Raw genomic sequence first — 23,926 nt, 5'->3', positions numbered from 1 at the left:
TCCGACGACATCTATCGACCCGGCCTCGTTTTTAGCGATGCCGGGTTTTTTCATGTCCTTCATCGCCACACCGCAATCCATGCATTTTCCGGATGCGCTGCCGCTGCAAAGCGGCCACAGCATCCGCGACTACACCCTTGCGTTCGAAACCTACGGAACGCTGAACGCCGACAAGTCCAACGCCATCCTTGTGTGCCACGCGCTCAACGCCTCGCACCATGTGGCGGGTGTCTACGAAGGCCAGCCCAAGAGCGAAGGCTGGTGGGACAACATGATCGGCCCGGGCAAGTCGGTCGATACCGACAAGTTCTTCGTCATCGGGGTCAACAACCTGGGCTCCTGTTTCGGCTCCACCGGCCCCATGCACACCAACCCGGACACGGGTGCGGTGTACGGCTCCAGCTTTCCGGTGCTGACGGTGGAGGACTGGGTCAATGCCCAGGCGCTGCTGCTGGACCGGCTGGGCATCCGGCAGATGGCGGCCGTGCTGGGTGGCAGCCTGGGCGGCATGCAGGCACTGAGCTGGACGCTGCAGTATCCGGAGCGCATGCGCCACGCCGTGGTGGTGGCCAGTGCGCCCAATCTGAACGCCGAGAACATTGCCTTCAACGAGGTGGCACGCCGTGCCATCGTCACCGATCCGGATTTCCACGGCGGCGACTTCTACGCCCATGGCGTGGTGCCGCAGCGCGGCCTGCGCATCGCCCGCATGATCGGCCACATCACCTACCTGAGCGACGATGTGATGAACCAGAAGTTCGGCCGTGCGCTGCGCAACGGCCCGGACATCCAGTTCACCACCCAGGACATCGAGTTCGAGATCGAGAGCTATCTGCGCTACCAGGGCGACAAGTTCAGCGGCTACTTTGACGCCAACACCTACCTGCTGATCACCCGGGCGCTGGACTACTTCGACCCTGCCAAGAAGCACGGCGGCAATCTGAAGGCCGCGCTGTCCAAGACGCTGGCCAAGTTCTTCCTGGTGAGCTTCACCACCGACTGGCGCTTTGCACCGGGGCGCAGCCGCGAGATCGTGCATGCCCTGCTGCAGAACCAGCGCGATGTGGGCTATGCCGAGATCGACGCTCCGCACGGCCATGACGCCTTTCTGCTGGACGACCCCCGCTACCTGGCCGCGATGCGCGCCTATTTCGAAGGCATTGCCAAGGAGTTCCGCGCATGACCGCCACCCCCACCATGCAAGCACTGGCCCAGCTGGTGCCCCAGGGCGCCCGCGTGCTCGACCTGGGCTGTGGCGATGGCGCCTTTCTGCAGTATCTGCAGCGTGAACGCGGCTGTACCGGCTACGGCGTGGAGATCAGCGACGACAACGTGCTGGCCTGCCTGCAGCGCGGCGTCAATGTGCTGCAGCTGAACCTGGATGAAGGTCTGGCCATCTTCGATGACAACAGCTTCGACATGGTGCTGCAGATAAACACTTTGCAACACTTGCGCAATACCGAAACGATGTTGCGCGAAACCGCGCGCGTGGGCCGGATGAGCGTGGTCACCTTCCCCAATTTCGCCCACTGGCCCAACCGCTTTTCGGTGCTGCGCGGGCGCATGCCGGTCACGCGCCACCTGCCGTACCAGTGGTATGACACGCCCAATATCCGCGTGGGCACGTACAAGGACTTCGAGGTGCTGGCGCACAAGAACCGCTTGAACGTGGTCGACTCCTTCGGCCTGCGGGAGGGCCAGGTGATTCGCACCCTGCCCAATCTGCGCGCCAGCACGGCGGTGTTCTGCCTCGAAAGAGGTTGATCTGGCGCACAGGCGGGCGCAATGTCGTCGCCTGCGACAGACCGGTGACAGACAGCAGGGCAGGGCGCTTCCGATAATGGGCCCATGCCCCAGTTCGCTGCCAACCTGTCGTTGATGTACACCGAGCTGCCGTTTCTGGAACGCTTTGCCGCTGCGGCGCGCGATGGTTTCCGGGCGGTGGAATACCTGTTTCCCTATGCCCATGCGCCGGCACAGCTGGCGCAGCAGCTGCGTGCCCATGGCCTGCAGCAGGTGCTGTTCAACGCGCCGCCGGGCGGCACGACGCGGGACGCCATGGCCACCGCCTGGGACGCCGGTGCCCGCGGCACGCTGTGCCTGGCCGGGCAGGACGCGGCCTTCCGTGCGGGCCTGCAGCAGGCGCTGGAGTACGCCAGCGTCCTGCAATGCCCGCGCGTGCATGTGATGGGCGGCCTGCTGCCTGCGGGTCAAAGCCATGCCGGCGTGCAGGCCCTGGTGACGGAGCGCCTGCACTGGGCCGCCCAGCAGGCGCAGGATGCGGGGGTGGCGCTGCTGATCGAGCCCATCAACGGCCGCGACATGCCCGGCTACTACCTGCAGCGCCAGGACCAGGCGCATGCGCTGGTGCAGGCCGTGGATTCACCCCGGCTGCAGGTGCAGATGGACCTGTACCACTGCCAGATCGTCGAAGGCGATGTGGCCATGAAGCTGCGCCACTACCTGCCCACCGGGCGCGTGGGCCATATCCAGATTGCGGGCGTGCCCGACCGGCATGAGCCGGACAGCGGCGAGCTGCACTACCCCTATCTGTTCGATGTGCTGGACCAGCTGGGCTACACCGGGTGGGTCGGCTGCGAATACCGCCCGCGTGCCGGTACCTCGCAGGGACTGGGCTGGCTGCAGGCCTATGCCCGCATGGACGCGGCAGAAATCTGAAAAACCCTTTGCAAGCGGTGCGCGGCGCCGCAAGGACCACTGCCTGTTTGGTGGTGAAATCAGGGGCAGAAAGCGCCGCGCCGCTGCGCGGATGGAAAAAACCTTTGCAACCGGAGACTGCCATGCCCGCCATCACCCGCCGCCACTGCCTGACCGCCACCGCTGCTGCACTGGTGGGCCCGTGGGGGCTGACCGGCTGCAGCAGCCCGGCCCCTGCGCCTGCTGCGGCGGCAGCGGCACAGGGGGCCGCCCCCACCGCGCCCCGTGCCGGCGCCTGGCCGCCCAAGCCGGCCTTGATTGCCCACCGGGGGGCCTCGGCCCTGCGTCCCGAGCACACGCTGGAAGCCTACCGGGTGGCCATTGCCGCCGGAGCGGACTTCATCGAGCCCGATCTGGTCATCACCCGGGATGGCGTGCTGGTGGCGCGGCACGAAAACGCCATCGCCATGCTCCACGCCGACGGCAGCCTGAAGGAGGCGTCCACCGATGTGGCCGACCGCCGCGAATTTGCGGCGCGCAAGACCACCAAGACCATCGACGGCGAGCGCATCACCGGCTGGTTTGTGGAGGATTTCACGCTGGCCGAGCTGAAGACGCTGCGCGCGCGCGAACGCATTCCCGCTGTGCGCCCGGCGAATGTGCGCTTTGACGGCCAGTTCGAGGTGCCTACGCTGCAGGAGATCATCGACCTGGCCAAGGCCGAGACCGCGCGCACCGGCCGCACCGTGGGCATCTACCCGGAAACCAAGCACCCCAGCTATTTCCTGTCGATCGGCAAGCCGCTGGAGCCGGTGCTGCTGCAGGTGCTGGCCGCCAACGGCTGGAACGACGCCCAGGCGCCGGTGCTGGTGCAGTCGTTCGAGGTGGAGAACCTGCGCTGGATCCGCGCGCGCAGCACCGTGCGCCTGGTGCAGCTGCTCAGCCCCAAGGGTCAGCCCTACGACAGCGTGGCCCGGGGTAGGGGCCCCAGTTATGCCGACCTGACCACGCCCGAAGGCCTGGCCCAGGTGGCCACCTACGCCAACGGCATTGGTCCGAGCAAATCCATGGTCGTGCCGGTCAAGGAGGGCAAGAACGCTGCGCCCACCGGCCTGGTGGGGGCGGCCCACCGCGCCGGGCTGCTGGTGCATGTGTGGACGCTGCGCCCCGAGAACGCTTTTCTGCCCGCCGCCCTGAAAGCCCACCCGGTGGAGAACGGTGCCACGCGCGGCAATGTGGCGGCGGACTTCGAAGCCTTTTTGCGCACCGGTATCGATGGCATCTTCACCGATGACCCGGCCGAGGGGCGCAAGGCCATTGCCGCCTACCACGCACGCTGAGCGGCGCCGCACGGCAGAGGGTGCCTGCTGTGGACGGCCGGCGGCCGATGGCGGGCCGGAGCCGTCAGCCAGCGGCGATAGAGGCAAAATTCCCTGTATTGGTGCAAAAAGCCCTGCGGTTGCCGTAAAAAGCGGACGAATTGCAGGGCTTTGCCGTTCGTCAGGACTTACTCAGTAACGCAATGTGAGAATCCGCCCGTTTTGTGTCCAGGTGCGGATATTCCATGTTGTCCTCTTCTTCTGCGGCTGCAGGCCGCCGTTCCGTGGCCCGCCGGGTCACCGCCATCGCCATCGCGATGGTGGCGCTGGTGTTGCTGGCGCTGAGCCTGGTGACCGCATCCATCACCAACCAGGCTTCGCGCACGCAGCTGGTAGCCAGCGTGGGCCATGCCACCCAGGCGCTGGTGGCTTCGGTCGACGCGGTGGAGCACGCCAACCGCGACATGGTGGTCAAGGCCTCCGAAGGATTTGCTCGCCACTTTGCGGGCCATGTGGCGCTGGACAGCGCCAGCGGTCAGCTGTCGGTGGACGGCGAGGTGTTGAACGGCAACTTTGCGTTGCCGGACAAGTTCAGCGCCGACACCGGTGGCGTGGCCACGGTGTTTGCCCGCCAGGGCGATGACTTTGTGCGCATCACCACCTCGCTGCGCAACCCGCAGGGCGAGCGCGTGATCGGCACCATGCTGGACCGCCAGCATGCGGCCTATACCCGGGTGCGCGAAGGCCAGAGCTTCATCGGCCGCGCCACGCTGTTCGGCAAGCCGTATATGACGCACTACGCGCCGCTGCGCGATGCGCAGAACCAGGTGGTGGGGATTCTGTTTGTGGGCACCGACCTCAGCGCCTTCCAGGAAGGCCTGCTGCGTCAGGTGTCCGGGTTGCGCCTGTACGAGCATGGCGGTGCCATGGTGATCGACCCGGGTACCAGCCTGGCGCAGGCCCGGTTTGTGGCCCATCCCAGCCATGCCGGCCAGAAGGTGCTGGAGGCCCTTCCCCAGGCCCAGGCCGCATTGCAGGCGCTGGCCGACAGCCCGGACGGCTGGGTGCGCGACGCGGTCGCGCTGCTGCCGGAGCAAGGGGCCGACCCCTGGGCCGTAGTGCGCAAGACCCAGTCCGGCTGGTGGGTGGTGACCGAAGTCTCGGACCGCGAAGCCATGGCCGGCCAGCGCCGTGCGCTGTTTGCCGTATGGGGTGCCATGGCGGTGGCGCTGGCCCTGCTGGCCGCCGGCCTGTTCTGGGTGCTGCGCCGGGGCGTGAGCCAGCCGCTGCGCGGGCTGACGCAGGCGCTGACCCTGGTGGCCCAGGGCGATCTGACCCAGCCCTTCCACAGCCCGCGCCGCGACGAGATTGGCGATCTGGTGCGCGAAGTGGAAGACATGCGCCAGCGCTACGTGGCCATGCTGCAGCAGGTCAGTCTGGCGGCGCACAACATTGCCAGCGCCAGCAGCCAGATTGCCCTGGGCAATGCCGATCTGGCCGAGCGCACCGACAACACCGCAGACCGGCTGGCGCGCACGGCCCAGCGCATGGTGGACACGGCCCAGGGCGTGCACCAGGCCGCTGATGCGGCGCGCCAGGCACACCAGCTGTCGGCCTCGGCCGTGGAAGTGGCTTCGCGCGGCGGTGAGGTGGTGGGCCAGGTGGTGCGCACCATGGGGGCGATCAACGACAGCAGCCGCCAGATTGCCGACATCATCGGTGTGATCGATGGCATCGCGTTCCAGACCAACATCCTGGCCTTGAACGCCGCCGTGGAAGCCGCCCGCGCCGGGGAGCAGGGCCGGGGCTTCGCCGTGGTGGCCAGCGAGGTGCGTTCGCTGGCCGGACGCAGCGCCGAAGCGGCCAAGCAGATCAAGGCGCTGATCGGCAGCTCGGTCCACCAGGTGGAGTCCGGTGCCCAGCTGGTCCAGGCCGCCGGCCAGACCATGGACGAGATCGTCAGCTCCGTGCAGCGCATGGGCGACATCGTGGGCGAGATCTCGGCCAGCGCCTCGGAGCAGGCCGAGCGCATGGCCAAGGTCAACCACGATGTGGCCGAGCTGGACCAGCTGACCCAGCAGAACGCTTCGCTGGTCGAGGAGTCGGCCGCGGCTTCGTCCAGCATGCGCGACCAGGCCAGCGGCCTGGAGGCGGCGGTCAGCGTGTTCAAGCTGCAGCCCGCCGGTGCCCTGACCTTGGATCTGGCGGCGCCGGCAGCGGCCGCAGCACTGCCGGCATTGCCCCGCTGACGCCGGCTGCGGCGGGCCGGCCGGGGCGGGTTGGCACCCCCTGCGCTGTGGGGGCTCCGGCATGGCGCACAATGGTTGCTTCGCGTCCGCCCTGTGCGGGCCGCAGTGACCAGGAGCTTTGCCATGAACGCACGCATTCCGTCCACCGCGCTGGACACCACACAGGCGCTGGAGCATGTCAGCCAGCAATGGGACCGCGACATCGTGGCCCAGCTCAAGGACTACATCGCCATTCCCGCCAAATCGCCCATGTTCGCCCCCGACTGGGCGGCCCAGGGCCTGCTGGACACGGTGCTGCGCAACGCCGCCACCTGGGTGGAAGCGCAGAAAGTGCCCGGCCTGAGGCTGGAAATCGTGCGCCTGGAAGGCCGCACACCGGTGCTGTTCTTCGAGGTGGAAGGCACCCAGCCCGGAGCCAATGCCAGCGGCGCCCCCACGGTGCTGATGTACGGCCACCTGGACAAGCAACCCGAATTCGAAGGCTGGCGCAGCGACCTGGGCCCCTGGACCCCGGTGTACCAGGACGGCAAGCTCTACGGCCGTGGCGGCGCAGACGATGGCTATGCCGTCTACGCCAGCGTGGCGGCGGTGCAGGAACTCAAGCGCCAGAACGTGGCCCACCCGCGCATCGTGGGCATCATCGAGACGGCCGAAGAAAGCGGCTCCCGCGATCTGCTGCCCTATGTGGATGCACTGCGTCCTCGCCTGGGTGCGGTGGAACTGGTGATCTGCCTGGACAGCGGTGCCGGCAATTACGACCAGCTGTGGCTGACCACCAGCCTGCGCGGCATGGCCAGCGGCACGCTGAAGGTGGAAATCCTGACCGAAGGGGTGCACTCAGGCGATGCCTCGGGCGTGGTGCCCTCGTCGTTCCGCATCATGCGCCAGGTGCTGGACCGGCTGGAGGACAGCGCAACCGGTCGCATGCTGCCCGCCAGCTTCCACTGCCAGGTGCCGCCCGAGCGTCTGGCCCAGGCCAAGGCCACGGCGGCCATCCTGGGCGAGGAAACCTACAAGCGCTTTCCCTGGGCCCACCATGACTGCGGCGGCAGCACGCTGGTGGCCCTGCCCACCACCACCGACCCGGTGGAAGCCCTGCTCAAGCGCACCTGGGAGCCCACGCTGTCCGTCACCGGCGCCGAAGGCTTTCCCACGTTGCAGAACGCGGGCAATGTGCTGCGGCCTTACACGGCCTTCAAGCTCAGCCTGCGCCTGCCGCCGCTGGTGGACGCCGCCACCTGCGTGCAGGAGATGAAGCGGCTGCTGGAAGACAATGCGCCGTACCAGGCCAAGGTGACCTGGGAAGGCCTGTCCAGCTCCAGCGGCTGGAACGCCCCGGGCATGAGTCCCTGGTTTGAAACCGCCCTGAATGTGGCCAGCCAGGCCCACTTTGGCGCGGACTGCGGCTACATCGGCCAGGGCGGCACCATCCCGCTGATGAACCTGCTGAGCCAGGGCTTCCCCACCGCACAGATGATGGTCTGCGGCGTGCTGGGCCCCAAGAGCAACGCCCACGGCCCCAATGAGTTCCTGCATGTGCCCTATGCCAAGAAGCTCACCGCCGCCGTGGCCCAGGTGATTGCCGCCATGCCGGTGGCGCAATCCGAGGAAGCGACAGCTTGAGTCGCTGAGGGAATTCTCCAAAATAGCTGCCAAAGCCCACGCAAAGGGCGCAGGCAGCTATTTTTTTGGTATTCCCGGCCGACCGCGCCGGGTACTGCAAGGAGAGCCCCGCGGTATGCATCCGACAGAGTCCACTTTCCTGCCCGCCGCTGACGGCACGCCCCTGGCGGTCTACGACTGGCCGCTGGCGCCTGCGGCGGCGGTGCGCGCCACGGTGCTGATCGTGCACGGCATGGGCGAGCACGCCGGCCGCTATGCCGCGCTGGCGCAGCGATTGAACGGCTGGGGCATGGCCGTGCGGGCCTATGACCAGTATGGCCACGGCCGGTCGGGCGGCCCCCGGGGCGGCCTGAGCAGCGACGACCGGCTGCTGGACGATCTGGCGCAGGTGCTGGATGCCACCCGTGCCGGCATGCCGGCCTCCCGGCCCCTGGTGCTGCTGGGACACAGCATGGGCGGGCTGGTGGCGGCGGACGCGGTGGCATCCGGTGCATGCCAGGTGGAGGGCCTGGTGCTGTCCTCTCCCGCGCTGGCGCTGCATTTGTCGGGGTTGCAGAAAGCCTTGCTGGCCAGTCTGCCCCGGCTGCTGCCGAATCTGCGCGTCCACAATGGCGTGGATTCGCGCCATCTGTCGCACGACCCGGCGGTGGTGCAGGCCTATGACCGCGATCCCTTGCAGCACCCGCGCATCAGCGGCCGGATGGCGCGCTACATGGCCGAAGGCGGCGCGCGGGTCGTGGCCCGGGCGCCGGCCTGGCGCACTCCCACCTTGCTGCTGTGGGCCGGGCAGGACCGGGTGGTGGACCCGGCGGGCAGTGCCGCCCTGGCCCGCCTGGCGCCGCCAGCGGTGCTGCAGGCCCAGTGTTTTGGGCCGGCGTTCCACGAGATCTTCAACGAAAGCGAGGCCCTGGCGGCGCCGGTGTTCACCCGGCTGCAGCAGTGGCTGGATCAGCAGTTTCCGCCGCGTTAGGCCGTATCAGGCCGCGATCTGTGCGCCGATGACCACCACCTCGATCAGGTACTGGGGGTTGATGGCTGGGGCGATCACGGTGCAGCGGGGCGGGGTGTGGCCGGGCACGATCCAGGCATCCCAGACCTCGTTCATCACCGTGATGTCGGCCGCGTTGCGGATGAAGATGTTGCACGACAGGATGTGGGCCTTGCTGCTGCCCGCTTCATTCAGCAGGCGTTCCACATGGCCCAGCACCTCCTGGGTCTGCACGCGCATGTCGCCATCCGGGTGGTTTTCAGGGATCTGGCCGGCCAGGTAGACGGTGCCGTGGTGGACCGCGGTCTCGGACAGGCGGGCGCCCACATGGTGGCGGGTGATGGGGCCGGAGGTGGAAACAGTCATGCAGAAACTCCAAGGTGGCGGACGGCCCGGGATACGGGGCCGTCCAAACCGCACAGGGTAGCGCAGGATGGCCACCGCGCGCGGGATGTGCCGGCGTTCCGTGGCCTGGAGCAGACCTGCGCGCTCTTCACGGGGGTAGGGGTCAGTGGAGGGAGGCCGCTGTCTGCGGTGGCACCGCGGGGCCGGCCGTCAATCCGGCCGGGGCCAGCGGCGGTGGCGGATGAGGGGGCGGCGGCGGTGCCTGCAGGTCGGCCAGCACCACGCAGTTGCGCCCCTGGTGCTTGGCACGGTAGAGGGCCTGGTCGGCGCGCTCCAGCGTGGCTTCGACCGATTCGCCGGGCAGGTGCACGGTCAGGCCGGTCGAGACGGTCATGCGCAGGCCTTCGGGCGCATCGGCCACCACGGCCTGGGAAACGGCCTGGCCAATGCGCTGCAGCAGGCTGAGGGCGGCGTTGTCGTTCACATCCCCCAGCAGCAGCACGAATTCTTCGCCGCCCCAGCGGGCCAGCACATCGCCGCCGCGCACGGTGTGGCGCACGGTGTGGGCAAAGGCCTGCAGCGCACGGTCGCCGACGGCGTGGCCGTAGTTGTCGTTGATGCGTTTGAAGTGGTCAATGTCCAGCACGGCCAGGGCCATGCTGCGCTGGCCCCGCACGCAGCGGCGCTGTTCCAGCTCCAGCAGCTCCAGCATGGAGCGGCGGTTGAGCAGGCCCGTCAGCGCATCGCGCGAGGCCAGGGCCCGGTGTTCCTCCAGGGCCCGCGACAAGGCAAGCCGCTGCTGCTGGAGCCGGCTGCGCAGGGAATGCAGACGCAGGCTGACCCCCATGCAGGCCAGCAGCACCACAGCCAGCATGACGGCGTGGGCGGCGTCGACCACCGACACCGGCTGGTTCAGCAGCCGGGGGGCCAGCACCATGGCGGTGCTGGTGGCCACAAAGGCGTACACGGTGATGCCCACGATCTGGCGCATGCGCAGGCCCAGCGAACCGAACAGCAGCACCATGGCCACCATGCAGGGCAGCATGTCGCGGGCATCGGCCACCACCAGATAGGCCACAGCAGCGCTGGTGATGGCCCAGAGCATCTGCGGCAGGGTCAGGGAGGGGTCGTTCAGGCGGCGTGTCCAGCCCAGGCGGATGGCCAGGGTGGCTGCCAGCAGGCCCCCCAGCGACACCAGGCTCCAGCTGACGACCCAGGGCAGGGGGGTGTGGCTGTTCAGGGCCAGCCAGAGCAGCAAGCCAACGCAGCACGCCATCAGCACCAGGGCCAGGCCGGACATGGCCGTGTGGGTGCGGATGTGCGGATCGTCCGACAGCAGCCAGCGCCGTATGCGGGCCGTCTGCGAAGGCGGCTCGGTGGCGGATGTCACGGCAGCTTTCCTTCTGGGCTGCGCCGGTGGGTAACCTGCGCAGGGGTCCGGTTGTAAATAAATGTTTCCGGATTCTAGGAAAATGTCGTCTCTTGGACAGAGCCGCAGGCAAAAATTACCACGTTGACACGACGAACGGTCGTTTGCGGGTTCAACCCAATACCAGTGCGGACAGCGCCATGATGGGGGCGGTTTCGGCGCGCAGCACACGCGGGCCCAGCGTGACCGGGGCAAAGCCCTGGGCGCGGGCCAGGGCCTCTTCGGCCGGAGACAGGCCGCCTTCGGGGCCGGACAGGAACAGGACCGGTGTCTGGCCGGCCGCCACGGCCTGCAGCAGCGGGCGCGTGCCGTCGGCCAGCGAGAGCAGCACGCGCTGCGTGTCTGCGGAGTCTGCCTGCGGGTGGGCGGCGGTCCATTCGGCCAGGGTCATCGCCGGGTGAATGGCGGGCACGCGGTTGCCACCGCATTGCTCGCAGGCGGCCACGGCCACGGCCTGCCAGTGACTGCGTTTTTTATCACCGCGCTCGCCCTTGAGCTTGAGCACGCTGCGTTCGGCCAGCAGCGGGGTGATGCTGACCACGCCGATTTCGGTGGCTTTTTCCACCAGCCAGTCCATGCGCTCGTTGGCGGTGATCCCGGCCAGCAGGTGCACCGGGCGGGATGCTTCGCGCGCCGTGGCGTGGAAGGCCTCCACGCGCACCTGCACCGTGCTGCGGCCCATCTGCAGGATGGTGGCGCTCCATTCGCCGTCGCCGCTGCCGTCGAACAGGGTGATGGTGTGGCCGGGCTGCATGCGCAGCACCTGCACATGGCGGGCGGCGCCGGCGGGCAGGTCCAGTTCGGCGCCGGCGGTCAGCGGCAGGGGGCAGTGAAAGCGCGGCATGCGGTGGGTGCTGGCAAGAAGGAAACGGGTGAAGAGGAGGTGCGGCCAGTGTCAGATGGGGGGCCACGGAAACTGGCGCTGCAGGTGCAGAGGGCGCGGTGCAAGCCGGGGATCACATCCGGCCGTAGGCATAGCCGACCTGGGCCTGGATGCCTTCGATCTGGTCGACCAGACGCAGCAGCGGCGCCAGCTCGCGGTAGCGGCTGCAGGTGGTGCGGATGTAGTGGATGAAGCGCGGCGTATCCGCCAGGTACTTGGGCTTGCCGTCGCGCAATGTGAGCCGGGCAAAGATGCCAGCCACCTTCAGGTGGCGCTGCAGGCCCATCCATTCGACGGCGCGGTAGAACTCCCCGAAGTCATCGCCCCAGCCGGAGGCGCTCCTGGCGCCGATCAATCCCGAGCGGCGCGCTTTTTCCCAGTAACGCACGGTAATGTCGATGACAAAGTCCTCTTCCCAGGTCAGGAAGGCATCGCGCAGCAGGCTGGCAATGTCATAGGTGACGGGGCCGTAGACCGCGTCCTGGAAGTCGAGCACGGCCAGCGGCTGGGTGGGGTCGCTGGGCAGCATCAGATTGCGTGCCATGAAGTCCCGGTGCACATAGACACTGGGTGCCTGCAGATTGTGCGCCACGATCTGGTCGAACGCCTTGGCCAGCACGGCCTGCTGCTTGTCGTCCAGCGTGACCTGGCGGTGCTGGGCGATATACCAGTCGGGGAAGAGCTGCAGCTCGCGGCGCAGCAGGGCCTCGTCGTACGCCGGCAGCACGCCGGGCCGGGAGGCCTGCTGCCACTGCAGCAGCAGGTCCACGGCGTGGCGGTACCAGAGTTCGGCATCCTGGGGCCGGGCGGGGTCCAGCACCTCGATCAGCGTGCGGCTGCCCATGTCGGAGAGCAGCATGAAGCCGTCGGGCTGGTTCCAGTCCAGGATGGCCGGCACGTTCAGGCCGGATTGCTGCATCAGGCCTTGCACCTGGACGAAAGGGGTACAGTTCTCCTTGTCCGGCGGTGCGTCCATGACGATCAGGCTGCCGCCTGCGCTGCGGTCAAGGCGCAGATAGCGGCGAAAGCTTGCATCGGCCGAAGCCGGGCGCAGGGTGGACAGCTCCAGCCCATGCTGGACAGCCAATGGCGTCAGCCAGGTCTGGAAGGCGTGTTCGCGGGCCGGATCGGCCCATACCACGCTGGAAATGGGGGAGATGGAATCGCTCATGGATAATCGGATTCTACAAACCGTCCGGCACCAGCCGGGTGCCTCCGGATTTTTCTTCGCCCACCATTGAACGTGTCTGCCCGTTTGCTGCCCCCAGCCCTCTCCGTGACATCCCGGTGCGCCCCACCGCGTGGTGCCGTTGTGCGTCCGCTGGCGGCCGCTGCCCTGCTGGCCTGTTCCGGCGCCTGGGCGCAGACCGCGCCCCCGGACGGCGGCGGTGATCTGCCGCCGCTGCAGCTCAAGCCCAGTAGCCAGTTGCTGGAAAAGCTGCCCTCGACCGTCGAGGACCAGCTGCCCTCCTATGTGCGCGGTGACCATGTGACCGGCCAGGCCGACGTGCGGGCCCAGGTCAGCGGCAATGCCGAGCTGCGCAAGGGCGATATGGTGGTGCGCGCCGACCGCGTGGACTACTCCGTGGCCGAGGATCTGGTCGACGCCGAAGGCAGTGTGCACATCAACAAGGGCGGGGATGTGTACCAGGGCACGGCGCTCAAGCTGCATGTGGACGCCTTCCAGGGCCAGTTCAACGACGCCAGCTACCAGTTTCTGCAGACCCAGGCGCATGGCGATGCCTCGCGGGTGGACTTCATCGACCGTGACCGCTCCGTCGTGCACGATGCCACCTACACCACCTGCCTGCGCGACGATTCCGCCAGCTGGGAGCCCGACTGGGTGCTGCGTGCCAAGACCATCCAGCTAGACCGCGCGGAAGAAGTGGGCTATGCCAAGGACGCCGTGCTGGAGTTCAAGGGGGTGCCGGTGCTGCCGGTGCCTGCGGTGAGCTTTCCGTTGTCGGACAAGCGCAAATCCGGTCTGCTGCCGCCCAGCATCGGCATCGACAGCGTCAACGGCATGGAATATGCCCAGCCGTATTACTGGAATCTGGCGCCCAACCGCGATGCCATCCTCACCCCTACAGTGATGAGCAAGCGCGGCCTGGGGCTGGCCGGGGAATTCCGCTATCTGGAGCCGAAATACAGTGGCGAGCTGACGCTGGAAGCCATGCCCGAGGACAAGCTGCGCGACCGGGACCGCTGGGGCTATTCCTGGAAGCACCGCCAGTCCTTCGATTCCCCGATCGGCGGCCTGGGTCTGAGCTTTGACGTGAACCGCGTCAGCGATGGCAATTACTGGCGCGATTTCACCCGGGCCAGCAAGCTGCTGCGCGAGCGGCTGGTGCCCAGCACCGGCGTCCTGAGCTGGGGGCGCAACGACCACAGCGTGACGCTGGTGATGCAGCAGTGGCAGGTGCAGCAGCAGGTGGATTCGCCCATCGTGCCGCCCTTTGACCGCATGCCGCAGCTGGTGTGGCGCTACACCCCCTACGATCTGCCCGGCGGGCTGGATTTCAGCTGGGAAGCCGACACCACGCGTTTTCGCGCCCACAACCTCGATGGCAGCAACCACATCTGGAATGGCCAGCGCAGCTATGCCCTGGCCCAGCTGAGCCGCTCCTTCCTGGCGCCGGGCTGGTTCATCAAGCCCAAGGTGCAGATCCACACCGCCAGCTACCAGCTGGACAACACGGTCATCAATGGCCAGACCAGCTTCCAGCGCACCCTGCCCACTTTCAGCCTGGACAGCGGGCTGGTGTTCGAGCGCGACACCACGTTCTTCGGCAAGGATTACGTGCAGACGCTGGAGCCGCGGGCCTTCTATGCCTACACGCCGTACCGCGACCAGTCCATGCTGCCGGTCTATGACACGGCGCGTTCGGACTTCAACTTCGCCTCCATCTTCATGGAGAACAGCTATGTGGGCCAGGACCGCATTGCCGACAACAATGTGCTGACTATGGGTCTCACTACCCGCTGGCTGGACCGCCAGACCGGTGCGGAAGCGGTGCGCCTGGGGATTGCCCAGCGCATGCGCTTCAAGGACCAGCGCGTGACCCTGCCAGGCGAGGTGCAGGGCACCGAAAGCCTGTCGGACCTGCTGCTGGGAGCCGGTTTCAACTGGAACCAGCGCTGGGCGTTCGACAGCACGGTGCAGTACAACCAGGACACCAACCGCAGCACCCGCTCCACGGTCAGCGCCCGCTACAGCCCGGGACCCTACCGGACCATCAGCATGGCATACCGCATGCAGCGGGGCTCCAGCGAACAGGTGGATGTGGGCTGGCAGTGGCCGGTGGCCGCGCTGCTGGGGGGGGACTTCACCCCGCCAGCACGCCGCAACCTGCCGGGCGAGGGCCGCTGGTACACCGTGGGCCGGATGAACTACAGCATGCAGGACAACAAGATGATCGACACCGTGGTCGGCTTCGAGTACGACAGCTGCTGCTGGATTGGCCGTGTGCTGGTGGAACGCCACCAGAACAGCATCCGCTCCTCGGCGACCAAGCTGATGTTCCAGGTCGAGTTCGTGGGCTTCTCGCGCCTGAGCCTGGGCAACGATCCCCTGCAAAGCCTCAAAGACCAGATTCCGCGTTACCGCGGCCTGCGTGACGGAACCGACTCTGTTGCCAGCCGCTTCAGCAATTACGATTGATTTCCATGATCCGTTCCATGCGATTTTCTGCATTGCCGCGCCATGCGGTGTCCGCCAGTGTTCTGTGTCTGTCGGCCTTGGCCGGCATGGGTGCTTCGGCCCAGGGACTGCGTGCCAGCGGTGCGCCGGGCATGTCCCGCGCACTGGAGCAAACCCAGACGCCCGAATTGCGCCGTGAAGCGGCTGCGCAGGGGCTGCGCTCGGCGGATTACATCGTGGCGGTGGTCAATTCCGAGCCGGTGACCAACAACGAGGTGCGTGCCCGCATGGCACGGGTCGAGGACAGCCTGGCCAAGGAAGGCGGTCAGCGTCCGCCCCAGGCACAGCTGGCCCGCGAGGTGCTGGAGCGTCTGATTCTGGAAAAAGCCCAGATCCAGTACGCCAAGGAAATCGGCATCAAGGTCGATGACTACGCGGTGGACCAGGGCATGGAGGCCGTGGCCCGCAACAACAGCATCAGCAAGGCCCAGCTGCTGCGCGAGCTGAAGAAGGAAGGCATCGCCGAAGCCAAGTTCCGCGACGAGCTGCGCAACCAGATGACGCTGCAGCGCCTGCGGGAGCGGGAAGTGGACAACCGGGTCAAGGTCAGCGAGCAGGACATCGACCGCTACCTGCGCGAGCAGCGCAGCAAGACCGGGCAGACGGATGCCACCGTGGCGGCACTGAACCTGGGCCACATCCTGGTGGCCGTGCCCGAAGGCGCCTCCGAAGCGCAGGTGGCGCAGCTCAAGGCACGTGCCGAGGAAGCCGCACAGGCGGCCCGCAGCGGCGATTTCGAGGCAGCCGCCCAGCGCTTCTCCGATGTCAAGACAACGCCCATCCTGGGCCTGCGTCCGGCCGACCGCTATCCCGAACTGTTTGTGCAGTCCGTGCGCAGCGCGGCGGTGGGCAGCGTGGTGGGGCCGGTGCGCTCTCCAGCCGGTTTCCACGTGCTGAAGGTGATCGACAAGAGCTCCGATGGCGTCCCCATGGTGGTGGCGCAGAACCATGCCCGCCACATTCTGCTGCGCACCTCCGCACAGATGAACGAGCGGGAAGCGGCCGAGCGCCTGGCCGAGCTGCGCAACCGCATCCTCCAGGGCAACGCCAGTTTCGAGGCGTTGGCGCGCCAGTATTCGCAGGACGGCAGTGCCGCCCAGGGCGGCGATCTGGGCTGGGCCGGCCCGGGCCGCTATGTGCCCGAGTTCGAGCAGGTGCTGGAGCGTCTGCAGCCCGGCGAAATCAGCCCCCCCGTGGTCTCGCGCTTTGGCGTGCACCTGATCCAGCTGGTGGAACGCCGCCAGGCCGCGCTGAGCCAGCGTGAGCAGCGCGAGATGCTGCGCGATGTGGTCAAGGCCCAGAAGACCGAAAAGGACTACGACACCTGGCTGCAGGAGCTGCGTGGCCGCACCTATGTGGAATACCGCGAGCCGCCGCAGTAAGCGCGGCGGACAGGGGTGCACGGGTGGCGGTATGCCCCTGTGCCCCCGTCGGCACAGCGGGAGTGCCATCATTCCGGCTGTGCCCCTTTCTTTTTCTTACCGAGCGGTGCTGAGGCACCGCTTTTGCTTGGCATGAAACATATTCCCCGCAAGCGCTTTGGCCAGAACTTTCTGACCGACCACGGCATCATCGACGCCATCGTGGATGCCATCCACCCCCAGGCCGGCGAGCCGGTGGTGGAGATCGGCCCCGGCCTGATGGCGCTGACCCAGCCCCTGGTGGAGCGCCTGGGCAAGATCACCGTCATCGAACTGGACCGTGACCTGGCCGTGCGCCTGCGTCTGCGGCCCGAGCTGGACGTGGTCGAGAGCGATGTGCTGAAGGTGGATTTCCGGGTGCTGGCCCAGCGCCTGGGCGTGCCCAGGCTGCGCGTGGTGGGCAATCTGCCCTACAACATCTCGTCGCCCATCCTGTTCCATTTGATGGACTGCGTGGACGTGGTGCAGGACCAGCATTTCATGCTGCAGAAAGAGGTGATCGACCGCATGGTGGCCGATGCCGGTTCGTCCGACTACGGGCGCCTGTCCGTGATGCTGCAGTGGCGCTACGCCATGGAAAACGTGCTGTTCGTGCCGCCGGAGAGCTTTGACCCGCCGCCCAAGGTCAACAGCGCCGTGGTGCGCATGGTGCCCAAGGCCGAGCCTGCGGCGCTGAACCCGCAGCTGCTGGAGGAACTGGTGCGGGTGGCCTTCAGCCAGCGGCGCAAGATCCTGCGCAACACCCTGGGCAAGTGGCTGGAGGAAAAAGGCTTTGCAGGCGACTTCGACCTGCAGCGCCGCGCCGAGGAAGTGCCGGTGCGGGAGTACGAAGCCCTGGCGGCCGCCCTGTCCTGACCGTACTGCGGCCCCTGTGGGCCGGCGGCATGCCCCGCGCATAGAGCCCGGCAGAGGCACGACATGAAAACGCCCGGTGTGACCGGGCGTTTTGCATGGGGGCTGGTGCTGCGGCGCTTACAGGAAGGAGTAGAAGCAGCGGAAGGCGATCTTGCGCTCGGCCCAGTACTCGGCCGCATCGCGGAAGCAGTCCAGAAACTGCTCGCGCGCTTCCTTGTCGAACTTGGTGGTGGTGGGGATCTGGTCCAGCACCAGGATGAAGCCCGGCTGCGGGCCGGCCTTGTGGATGGGGTCGGTCAGGCAGTCGTACAGCGCATCGAAGTTCTTGCCGAAATGCGCAGGGAAGTGGAACTGGGTGGAAATCAGCTCCAGGATGTCGGGCTTGTTCTGGGCGTGGGCCAGATTGGCGTACAGGAAATGCTGGCCCAGCGTGGCCGCAGCTTTCTGCAGATCGGGGATGTGGAAGGCCCGGATCGACTGCACGATGTTGCTGCGCACCCCGCGCAGCGGGGTATCGTTCTCGGGACGAAGTGGGCGCTTTTCCATCTCCGTGGTACTTTCTGTTGTTCGTGCAAACCCCAGGAAAGCGGGGTTTTGCAATGCAGGGGTGGACGGCGGGCTGGCCAGGAAGTTCCCCATGGCGTTGCTCTGGCGGTCCCAATCCAAGTCCTGGTAGCTCATGGCGTGATCTTCCGGAAACTGCTGTAGTGGTCGCTGGTGTAGTAGCACGCATCGGGTCGCTGCGGCTGCTGGCCGCCGCAGACGATGCGGCGTGCACCTCGGTCGCGGGAACGGGGCGTTTTGACGGTGTATTCGCGGTAATAGCCGCGCCGGTTCGCAGGCAGGGCGCGCTCCCGGTTGCCGAACACCGCGCCATCCTTGTCATACGGGAACGGCCCGCCTTCCAGGATCAGTGCGTAGGTGGTGCGGCCCTGCGGGGGCAATTCCTGCAGCGTGATGCCAGGCGCATCCACGGCCGCATCCCATGTGCCGCGCGCGAATGCAGACGTGCCCGGCAGGGCGCAAGCTGCACCCAGCAGCACGGCCATACCTGTGCGCAACGCGTGATTGGCAACCGCCTGGAACATCGATAAACACCTTCCAAAACCCGGGTTTGCCCGAAATTTCGACCCGTAAGTGTGACGCAGCGCCCCCCAAAAAGCAAGCGCCGGCCGGGTCGTCCCAGGCCGGCGCTTGCGCCGTATCAATGTAAAGTTTGTGTAGCACGGCCCCCATGGGGCCGTGCCGTTCAGCCGCGTGCGGCGTTGGCGTCGGCCACCGTCAGGGCGGTCATGTTGACGATGCGGCGCACCGTGGTGCTGGGGGTCAGCACATGCACCGGCTGGGCTGCGCCCAGCAGCACCGGGCCGATGGCAATGCCGCCGCCTGCCACCTGCTTGAGCAGGTTGTAGGAGATGTTGGCCGCATCGATATTCGGCAGCACCAGCAGGTTGGCATCGCCAGTCAGCGTGCTGTGGGGCATCAGTTTCTTGCGGGCTTCGCTGTCGATGGCCACGTCGCCGTGCATTTCACCGTCCACTTCCAGCCAGGGCGCCTGGATGCGCAGCAGCTCCAGCGTTTCGCGCATCTTGAGCGCGCTGGGCTGGTTGCTGGAGCCGAAGTTGGAGTGGCTCAACAGCGCCACCTTGGGGTGGATGCCGAAGCGCTTCATTTCTTCGGCCGCCATGATGGTGATCTCGGCCAGTTGCTCGGCCGAGGGGTCGTAGTTGACGTGGGTGTCCACCAGGAACACCTGGCGGTCCGGCAGCAGCAGACCGTTCATGCAGGCGTAGGTGGTGGCGCCGGCACGCTTGCCGATCACCTGGTCGATGTAGTGCAGGTGGATGGCGGTGTTGTTCCAGGTGCCGCAGATCAGGCCGTCGACCTGGCCCTTTTCCAGCATCATGGAGCCGATCAGCGTCAGGCGGCGGCGCATCTCGATCTTGGCAATGGCTTCGGTCACGCCCTTGCGCTCGGTCATGCGGTGGTAGGTCTGCCAGAAGTCCCGGTAGCGGTCGTCGTGCTCCACGTTGACCACGTCGTAGTCCAGGCCTTCCTTCAGGCGCAGGCCGAACTTCTCGACGCGCTGGGCAATGATGGCCGGGCGGCCGATCAGCGTGGGGCGGGCGATGCGCTCGTCCACCACGATCTGGCATGCGCGCAGGATGCGTTCGTCCTCGCCCTCGGCGTAGGCCACGCGCTTCTTGGCAGCCTTCTTGGCGACGGTGAAGATGGGCTTCATCACCGAGCCCGAGGCATAGACAAAGGTCTTCAGGTGCTCACGGTAGGCATCCATGTCCTGGATGGGGCGCTGGGCCACGCCGCAGTCGGCGGCAGCCTGGGCCACGGCGGGCGCCACGATCAGCATCAGGCGCGGATCGAAAGGCTTGGGGATCAGGTATTCCGGACCGAAGGTGAGCTCCTGGCCCACATAGGCGGCGGCCACTTCTTCGGACTGCTCGGCCTCGGCCAGTGCGGCGATGGCGTGCACGGCCGCAATTTCCATCTCAGTGGTGATGGTGGTGGCGCCGCAGTCCAGCGCGCCGCGGAAGATGTACGGGAAGCACAGGACGTTGTTCACCTGGTTGGGGTAGTCCGTGCGGCCGGTGGCGATGATGGCGTCGTCGCGCACCGCCTTCACATCTTCGGGAATGATTTCGGGGTTGGGGTTGGCCAGCGCGAAGATGATGGGCTTGGCCGCCATCTTCTGCACCATGTCCTGCTTGAGCACGCCGCCGGCGGACAGGCCCAGGAAGGCGTCCGCGCCTTCGATCACCTGGCCCAGGGTGCGCAGATCGGTCTTCTGGGCGAACAGGGCCTTGTCCTCGTCCATCAGCTCGGTACGGCCTTCGTAGACCACGCCGGCGATGTCGGTGACGAACACGTTCTCGCGCTTGAGGCCCACTTCCAGCAGCAGATTCAGGCAGGCCAGGGCGGCGGCGCCGGCGCCCGATGCCACCAGCTTGATCTCTTCGATCTTCTTGCCCGCCACCTTCAGCGCATTGACCATGGCGGCGGCCACCGTGATGGCCGTGCCGTGCTGGTCGTCGTGGAAGACGGGAATGTTCATGCGCTTGCGCAGCTCGCGCTCCACGTAGAAGCATTCGGGCGCCTTGATGTCTTCCAGGTTCAGCGCGCCGAACGTGGGCTCCAGGGCCGCGATCACTTCGACCAGCTTTTGCGGGTCTTTTTCGTTGATTTCGATGTAGAACACATCGACGCCGGCGAACTTCTTGAACAGGACGGCCTTGCCTTCCATCACCGGCTTGGACGCCAGCGCGCCAATGTCACCCAGGCCCAGCACGGCCGTGCCGTTGGAGATCACACCCACCAGGTTGCCGCGGCCGGTGTACTTGAAGGCCGTGGAAGGGTCCTTGACGATTTCCTCGCAGGGCGCCGCCACGCCGGGCGAATAGGCCAGCGCCAGGTCGCGCTGGTTGGCCATGGGCTTGGTGGCTGCAATCTGCAGCTTGCCGGGCTTGGGAAACTCGTGGTATTCGAGGGCGGCCTGGCGCAGCAGGGCGCGTTTATCGGTCAGGGTCGGGGCCTTGGCGTCAGACATCGAGCGTCTCCAAACTTCAGAGGTATCTCTCGCCCTCGGCAGGCCGCCGCCATGGCGGCACTGTGCAATCGGGGCGAATAGTGGAATTGAAGGGGCATTGTAGGCTGGGCGCTATCAAAAATATCAGGGTCATCTCCCTCTGAAAAGAGAAACTACTTCACCTACCATGCAGTAAATCAATGCAAAAAACAGGTGGTTTGAATAAATAAAACGCATAACCTGACTGCGCCTTGTCCAGGCAGGCACTTTTTGCGGCTATGCTGCGCGCAATTCAATTTCACTAAACCAGCATTAGAGGTTCTGATGACGACATCGCTCTCCCGTCTTGCCGCCATTTCCCCGGTCCGCGCCCTGTGCGGGCTGGCCGCCGCTGTGGCCGCCCTGGCATCGCCTGCCGTGCACGCTGCGGACTACCCCAGCAAGCCCATCACGCTGGTGATCCCGTTCTCGGCCGGCGGCTCCACCGACATCGTGGGCCGTCTGCTGGCCCAGAAGATGAGCGAGAGCATGAACGTCTCGGTGGTGGTGGAAAACAAGCCGGGTGCCAACGGCACCATCGGCGTGGACCGCGTCGCCAAGTCGCCGGCCGACGGCTACACCCTGGTGCTGGGTGATGTGGGCGGCATGTCCATGGCCCCCGGCCTGTACCCCAAGCTGCCCTACAACCCGCTCAAGGACCTGGCCCCGGTCAGCCTGGTGGGCCGCAGCCCGCTGGTGCTGACGGTGGGCGCCAACAGCCCGCTGAAATCGCTGGGTGACCTGACGGCGGCCGCCAAAGCCAACCCCGGCAAGCTGAACTACCCCTCGTCGGGCACCGGCGGCCCCAACCACATGGGCGGCGAGCTCTACGCCATCCAGTCCAAGGTCAAGGTCACGCACGTGCCGTACAAGGGCAGCGCTCCGTCCGTGGTGTCGCTGGTGGCGGGCGAGACAGACTTTGGCTTCCTGACCGCCGTCACCATCAACTCGCAACTCAAGGCCGGCAATGTGCGTGCCCTGGCTGTGGCCCATGACACACGCCTGCCTTCCATGCCCGATGTGCCCACCACCACCGAGGCCGGCCTGAAGGGCTTCATGGCCGACGCCTGGTTCATGGCCGCTGTGCCCGCCGGCACGCCCCAGCCCATCATCGACCGCCTGTACAAGGAAATCGCCAAGGCCCTGACCGATGCCGACGTGAAGACCAAGCTGGACGCCGGTGGCGTGCTGCCCTCGGGCCTGGATCCCAAGGCTTCCACCGCGTTCCTGAACAGCGAAGTGGGCAAGTGGCGCGAAGTGATCAAGACCGCCAAGATCACGCTGGAGTAAGCCCCTCCCAGGCCAGGCACCGCATGGGTGCCGGCGGCCTGGTGGGCGCACTGTTTTCGCTTCCGATATCGGTGCGGCCCGTACGGGCCGCTCCTTTTTTACATCTGCGCCGGTGGCGTATGCGCCGCAGGGCCTCCATCCGCAGAGGCCCCCGGCAGACAGCACGGGCTGGCCAGGAGGCCGCACCTGAGGGCCTGGACCTACAGACCGCAGCGGCCCAGGCGCGCATGCTGGCGGATCAGGCTCCTGCCGGGGCCGGAAAGGAAAGCCCTCTATGCCCACCCGCTTCGTGATGACCACCGCCTGCGCCGCCGCCCTGCTGGCCGCCTGCAGCCCTCAGCCGGACGCGCATGCCGGCAACGCCTTTCCCATGGCCGCCCCCACGCACTTTGACCAGCCCATTCCCAGCAAACCGCTGTTTGGCGACCCCATCGTCACCGCCCACAGCGTGTTGCCGCCCTCCAAACCCGATGCCTTGCGTGCCCCGCTGCCGCCGTTGGCAGCCTTGCCCCAGGCCACGGCCACCGAAGCGGCGCCCAAGAGCGAAGGCCCCAGGGATGAAGGGGGTGCCGTGAACCCTGCTGCGGGCCAGGCGGCGGCCATCTCGGATGGACAGGGCGAAGGCGACAAGCAGCGCCTGGGTGCGCCCAAGTAAGGCCTTGCCGCAGCAAGGCCACGCCGATGGTCGAGGTGGCCACGGCTGAAAAGCGTTTTGCAACGGCGGCGCGCTGGAACCCATCATTCGCTGCGGCGTACCTGGGTCTTGTGGTGGCGACGGTGCAGGGTGAAAACGTTTTTTCACGCGCGACCACGCGCCATGGCGCACCGCGCCTGTGGGTAAGTGCCCCCCGGCATTGCAATTGCTTGGGGAACAGCATGCACAGCCCTTCCTTTTCTTCCACGGCTTCTGCCGCTGTTTCCATCAACTCCGGTCTGGTGCTGGCGGCGCAGCCGTTGACCCCTGCCGCCTTTGCCCCTTTTGGCCAGGTCGTGGCGGTGGACGGCCAAGCCGCGACGCTGCCGCAGCGCAGCATCAACAGCGGCAATGCCCGGCGCTATGACCTGCTGGCCGATCTGCAGCTCACCGCCGACGGCGGCGTGCCCACACTGGCCCTGTTCCGTGCCCAGGCGCGGCAGTTTCCGCTGCAGGTGGTGGAGATGGAGCGCCATGCCCTGGGCAGCCAGACCTTTGTTCCGCTGGGCACGCAGCGCTTTGTGGTGGTCGTGGCCCGTCCGGGCCCGGCACCGCAGGCAGCCGATCTACATGCTTTCATCACCGATGGCCGCCAGGGGGTGGTGCTGGCACCGGGTACCTGGCACCACGCGCTGCTGGCCGTGGAAGGCGGGGATTTTGCGGTGGTGGAGCGGCGCGCTGCGCAGGTGGATTGCGATGTCTGCGGGGTGGACCCCGCGCTGACGGTGGCTCTGCTGCAATAAGGCCGCCGCCGGCCCGCAGCGCGCCGGGCTGGCGCGCATGCGGATGCCGCAGAGATGGGCGCCCAGCGGCCCACAACAGCGGTGAGTGAGCCCGAAAGGGCCTTGCGGGCAGGTCCCGCAGCAGACCAGCCAGAGCCGGTCTGCTTCAC

20 protein-coding genes are annotated in these 23,926 nt (G+C 66.9%); 13 read left to right on the top strand and 7 right to left on the bottom strand.

The genetic code is table 11. The annotated features are described in order from the left end of the window. Positions 1-52 precede the first annotated feature (52 nt). The 7 genes from metX to CT3_RS20970 all read left to right on the top strand — a co-directional run bounded on the left by metX (position 53) and on the right by CT3_RS20970 (position 8,819). Positions 53-1,183, top strand: a complete 1,131-nt coding sequence (gene metX, locus CT3_RS21000; protein ID WP_066538434.1) for a homoserine O-succinyltransferase MetX — start codon at positions 53-55, stop codon at positions 1,181-1,183. Continuing rightward, a complete protein-coding gene (metW, locus tag CT3_RS20995) occupies positions 1,180-1,764 on the top strand; it encodes a methionine biosynthesis protein MetW (protein WP_066538321.1) in 585 nt (194 codons plus the stop codon). The genes metX and metW overlap by 4 nt, the downstream gene beginning before the upstream one ends. Before the next feature lie 84 nt (positions 1,765-1,848). Continuing rightward, positions 1,849-2,679 carry a 2-oxo-tetronate isomerase gene (otnI, locus tag CT3_RS20990; RefSeq protein ID WP_066538315.1) on the top strand — a complete coding sequence of 277 codons (831 nt, stop codon included), beginning with the start codon at positions 1,849-1,851 and terminating at the stop codon, positions 2,677-2,679. A gap of 122 nt (positions 2,680-2,801) precedes the next feature. Beyond that, entirely contained in the window at positions 2,802-3,998 is a 1,197-nt protein-coding gene (locus CT3_RS20985; protein ID WP_066538312.1) for a glycerophosphodiester phosphodiesterase, read from the top strand. 224 nt (positions 3,999-4,222) lie between these two features. Next, entirely contained in the window at positions 4,223-6,226 is a 2,004-nt protein-coding gene (locus tag CT3_RS20980) for a Cache 3/Cache 2 fusion domain-containing protein (protein ID WP_066538309.1), read from the top strand. A 123-nt stretch (positions 6,227-6,349) separates the two neighbouring features. Beyond that, positions 6,350-7,849 carry a M20 family metallopeptidase gene (locus CT3_RS20975; RefSeq protein ID WP_066538306.1) on the top strand — a complete coding sequence of 500 codons (1,500 nt, stop codon included), beginning with the start codon at positions 6,350-6,352 and terminating at the stop codon, positions 7,847-7,849. 115 nt (positions 7,850-7,964) lie between these two features. Next, the gene (locus tag CT3_RS20970; RefSeq protein ID WP_066538303.1) at positions 7,965-8,819 is read left to right on the top strand and encodes an alpha/beta hydrolase; all 855 of its coding nucleotides are present in this window, start codon (positions 7,965-7,967) and stop codon (positions 8,817-8,819) included. A gap of 6 nt (positions 8,820-8,825) precedes the next feature. On the opposite strand, the gene CT3_RS20965 is transcribed toward CT3_RS20970, so the two are convergent. The 4 genes from CT3_RS20965 to CT3_RS20950 all read right to left on the bottom strand — a co-directional run bounded on the left by CT3_RS20965 (position 8,826) and on the right by CT3_RS20950 (position 12,665). Beyond that, the gene (locus tag CT3_RS20965; RefSeq protein WP_066538300.1) at positions 8,826-9,203 is read right to left on the bottom strand and encodes a RidA family protein; all 378 of its coding nucleotides are present in this window, start codon (positions 9,201-9,203) and stop codon (positions 8,826-8,828) included. Positions 9,204-9,345: 142 nt separating this feature from the next. Continuing rightward, positions 9,346-10,572, bottom strand: a complete 1,227-nt coding sequence (locus CT3_RS20960) for a GGDEF domain-containing protein (RefSeq protein WP_227657842.1) — start codon at positions 10,570-10,572, stop codon at positions 9,346-9,348. A 151-nt stretch (positions 10,573-10,723) separates the two neighbouring features. Continuing rightward, positions 10,724-11,455 carry a 16S rRNA (uracil(1498)-N(3))-methyltransferase gene (locus CT3_RS20955; protein ID WP_066538294.1) on the bottom strand — a complete coding sequence of 244 codons (732 nt, stop codon included), beginning with the start codon at positions 11,453-11,455 and terminating at the stop codon, positions 10,724-10,726. 112 nt (positions 11,456-11,567) lie between these two features. Beyond that, entirely contained in the window at positions 11,568-12,665 is a 1,098-nt protein-coding gene (locus tag CT3_RS20950) for an aminoglycoside phosphotransferase family protein (RefSeq protein WP_066538291.1), read from the bottom strand. A 72-nt stretch (positions 12,666-12,737) separates the two neighbouring features. On the opposite strand from CT3_RS20950, the gene CT3_RS20945 reads away from it, so the two are divergent. From CT3_RS20945 to rsmA, 3 genes are all read left to right on the top strand, one after another. Next, positions 12,738-15,155: an LPS-assembly protein LptD gene (locus CT3_RS20945; RefSeq protein ID WP_098066313.1), complete on the top strand. Its 2,418-nt coding sequence runs from the start codon at positions 12,738-12,740 to the stop codon at positions 15,153-15,155. Positions 15,156-15,172: 17 nt separating this feature from the next. Beyond that, positions 15,173-16,576 carry a peptidylprolyl isomerase gene (locus CT3_RS20940; protein ID WP_066538428.1) on the top strand — a complete coding sequence of 468 codons (1,404 nt, stop codon included), beginning with the start codon at positions 15,173-15,175 and terminating at the stop codon, positions 16,574-16,576. A 132-nt stretch (positions 16,577-16,708) separates the two neighbouring features. After that, positions 16,709-17,470, top strand: coding sequence for a 16S rRNA (adenine(1518)-N(6)/adenine(1519)-N(6))-dimethyltransferase RsmA (gene rsmA, locus CT3_RS20935; RefSeq protein ID WP_066538289.1), 762 nt, complete (start codon positions 16,709-16,711; stop codon positions 17,468-17,470). Positions 17,471-17,587: 117 nt separating this feature from the next. On the opposite strand, the gene CT3_RS20930 is transcribed toward rsmA, so the two are convergent. From CT3_RS20930 to CT3_RS20920, 3 genes are all read right to left on the bottom strand, one after another. After that, entirely contained in the window at positions 17,588-18,016 is a 429-nt protein-coding gene (locus CT3_RS20930) for a barstar family protein (RefSeq protein ID WP_066538426.1), read from the bottom strand. Between the two features lie 131 nt (positions 18,017-18,147). Then, positions 18,148-18,558 carry a guanyl-specific ribonuclease gene (locus CT3_RS20925; RefSeq protein ID WP_066538286.1) on the bottom strand — a complete coding sequence of 137 codons (411 nt, stop codon included), beginning with the start codon at positions 18,556-18,558 and terminating at the stop codon, positions 18,148-18,150. Positions 18,559-18,719: 161 nt separating this feature from the next. After that, on the bottom strand, positions 18,720-21,032 hold the full coding sequence (locus CT3_RS20920; protein ID WP_066538283.1) for an NADP-dependent malic enzyme: 2,313 nt from the start codon (positions 21,030-21,032) through the stop codon (positions 18,720-18,722). A 303-nt stretch (positions 21,033-21,335) separates the two neighbouring features. Here CT3_RS20920 and CT3_RS20915 point away from each other — a divergent pair, with 303 nt between their 5' ends. From CT3_RS20915 to CT3_RS20905, 3 genes are all read left to right on the top strand, one after another. Further along, complete coding sequence (locus CT3_RS20915; RefSeq protein WP_066538280.1) at positions 21,336-22,340, top strand: Bug family tripartite tricarboxylate transporter substrate binding protein; 1,005 nt, start codon at positions 21,336-21,338, stop codon at positions 22,338-22,340. A gap of 274 nt (positions 22,341-22,614) precedes the next feature. Then, positions 22,615-22,995, top strand: a complete 381-nt coding sequence (locus CT3_RS20910; protein WP_066538277.1) for a hypothetical protein — start codon at positions 22,615-22,617, stop codon at positions 22,993-22,995. A 221-nt stretch (positions 22,996-23,216) separates the two neighbouring features. Continuing rightward, entirely contained in the window at positions 23,217-23,777 is a 561-nt protein-coding gene (locus tag CT3_RS20905) for an ureidoglycolate lyase (RefSeq protein WP_066538274.1), read from the top strand. Positions 23,778-23,926: the final 149 nt, after the last annotated feature.

Source organism: Comamonas terrigena NBRC 13299 (genome assembly GCF_006740045.1).
GTDB classification, from domain to species: domain Bacteria; phylum Pseudomonadota; class Gammaproteobacteria; order Burkholderiales; family Burkholderiaceae_C; genus Comamonas; species Comamonas terrigena.
Note: the sequence above shows the minus strand (reverse complement) of the source record. Positions and strands in the feature narration are given on the sequence as shown.

Coding starts and splice junctions, on each gene's coding strand:
- CT3_RS20955 (WP_066538294.1), bottom strand. CDS start 11,455: ATGCCGCGCTTTCACTGCCCCCTGCCGCTGACCGCCGGCGCCGAACTG.
- metW (WP_066538321.1), top strand. CDS start 1,180: ATGACCGCCACCCCCACCATGCAAGCACTGGCCCAGCTGGTGCCCCAG.
- CT3_RS20925 (WP_066538286.1), bottom strand. CDS start 18,558: ATGTTCCAGGCGGTTGCCAATCACGCGTTGCGCACAGGTATGGCCGTG.
- CT3_RS20930 (WP_066538426.1), bottom strand. CDS start 18,016: ATGGAAAAGCGCCCACTTCGTCCCGAGAACGATACCCCGCTGCGCGGG.
- otnI (WP_066538315.1), top strand. CDS start 1,849: ATGCCCCAGTTCGCTGCCAACCTGTCGTTGATGTACACCGAGCTGCCG.
- CT3_RS20965 (WP_066538300.1), bottom strand. CDS start 9,203: ATGACTGTTTCCACCTCCGGCCCCATCACCCGCCACCATGTGGGCGCC.
- CT3_RS20950 (WP_066538291.1), bottom strand. CDS start 12,665: ATGAGCGATTCCATCTCCCCCATTTCCAGCGTGGTATGGGCCGATCCG.
- CT3_RS20905 (WP_066538274.1), top strand. CDS start 23,217: ATGCACAGCCCTTCCTTTTCTTCCACGGCTTCTGCCGCTGTTTCCATC.
- CT3_RS20975 (WP_066538306.1), top strand. CDS start 6,350: ATGAACGCACGCATTCCGTCCACCGCGCTGGACACCACACAGGCGCTG.
- CT3_RS20980 (WP_066538309.1), top strand. CDS start 4,223: ATGTTGTCCTCTTCTTCTGCGGCTGCAGGCCGCCGTTCCGTGGCCCGC.
- CT3_RS20985 (WP_066538312.1), top strand. CDS start 2,802: ATGCCCGCCATCACCCGCCGCCACTGCCTGACCGCCACCGCTGCTGCA.
- CT3_RS20910 (WP_066538277.1), top strand. CDS start 22,615: ATGCCCACCCGCTTCGTGATGACCACCGCCTGCGCCGCCGCCCTGCTG.
- CT3_RS20970 (WP_066538303.1), top strand. CDS start 7,965: ATGCATCCGACAGAGTCCACTTTCCTGCCCGCCGCTGACGGCACGCCC.
- CT3_RS20920 (WP_066538283.1), bottom strand. CDS start 21,032: ATGTCTGACGCCAAGGCCCCGACCCTGACCGATAAACGCGCCCTGCTG.
- CT3_RS20915 (WP_066538280.1), top strand. CDS start 21,336: ATGACGACATCGCTCTCCCGTCTTGCCGCCATTTCCCCGGTCCGCGCC.
- CT3_RS20940 (WP_066538428.1), top strand. CDS start 15,173: ATGCGATTTTCTGCATTGCCGCGCCATGCGGTGTCCGCCAGTGTTCTG.
- rsmA (WP_066538289.1), top strand. CDS start 16,709: ATGAAACATATTCCCCGCAAGCGCTTTGGCCAGAACTTTCTGACCGAC.
- metX (WP_066538434.1), top strand. CDS start 53: ATGTCCTTCATCGCCACACCGCAATCCATGCATTTTCCGGATGCGCTG.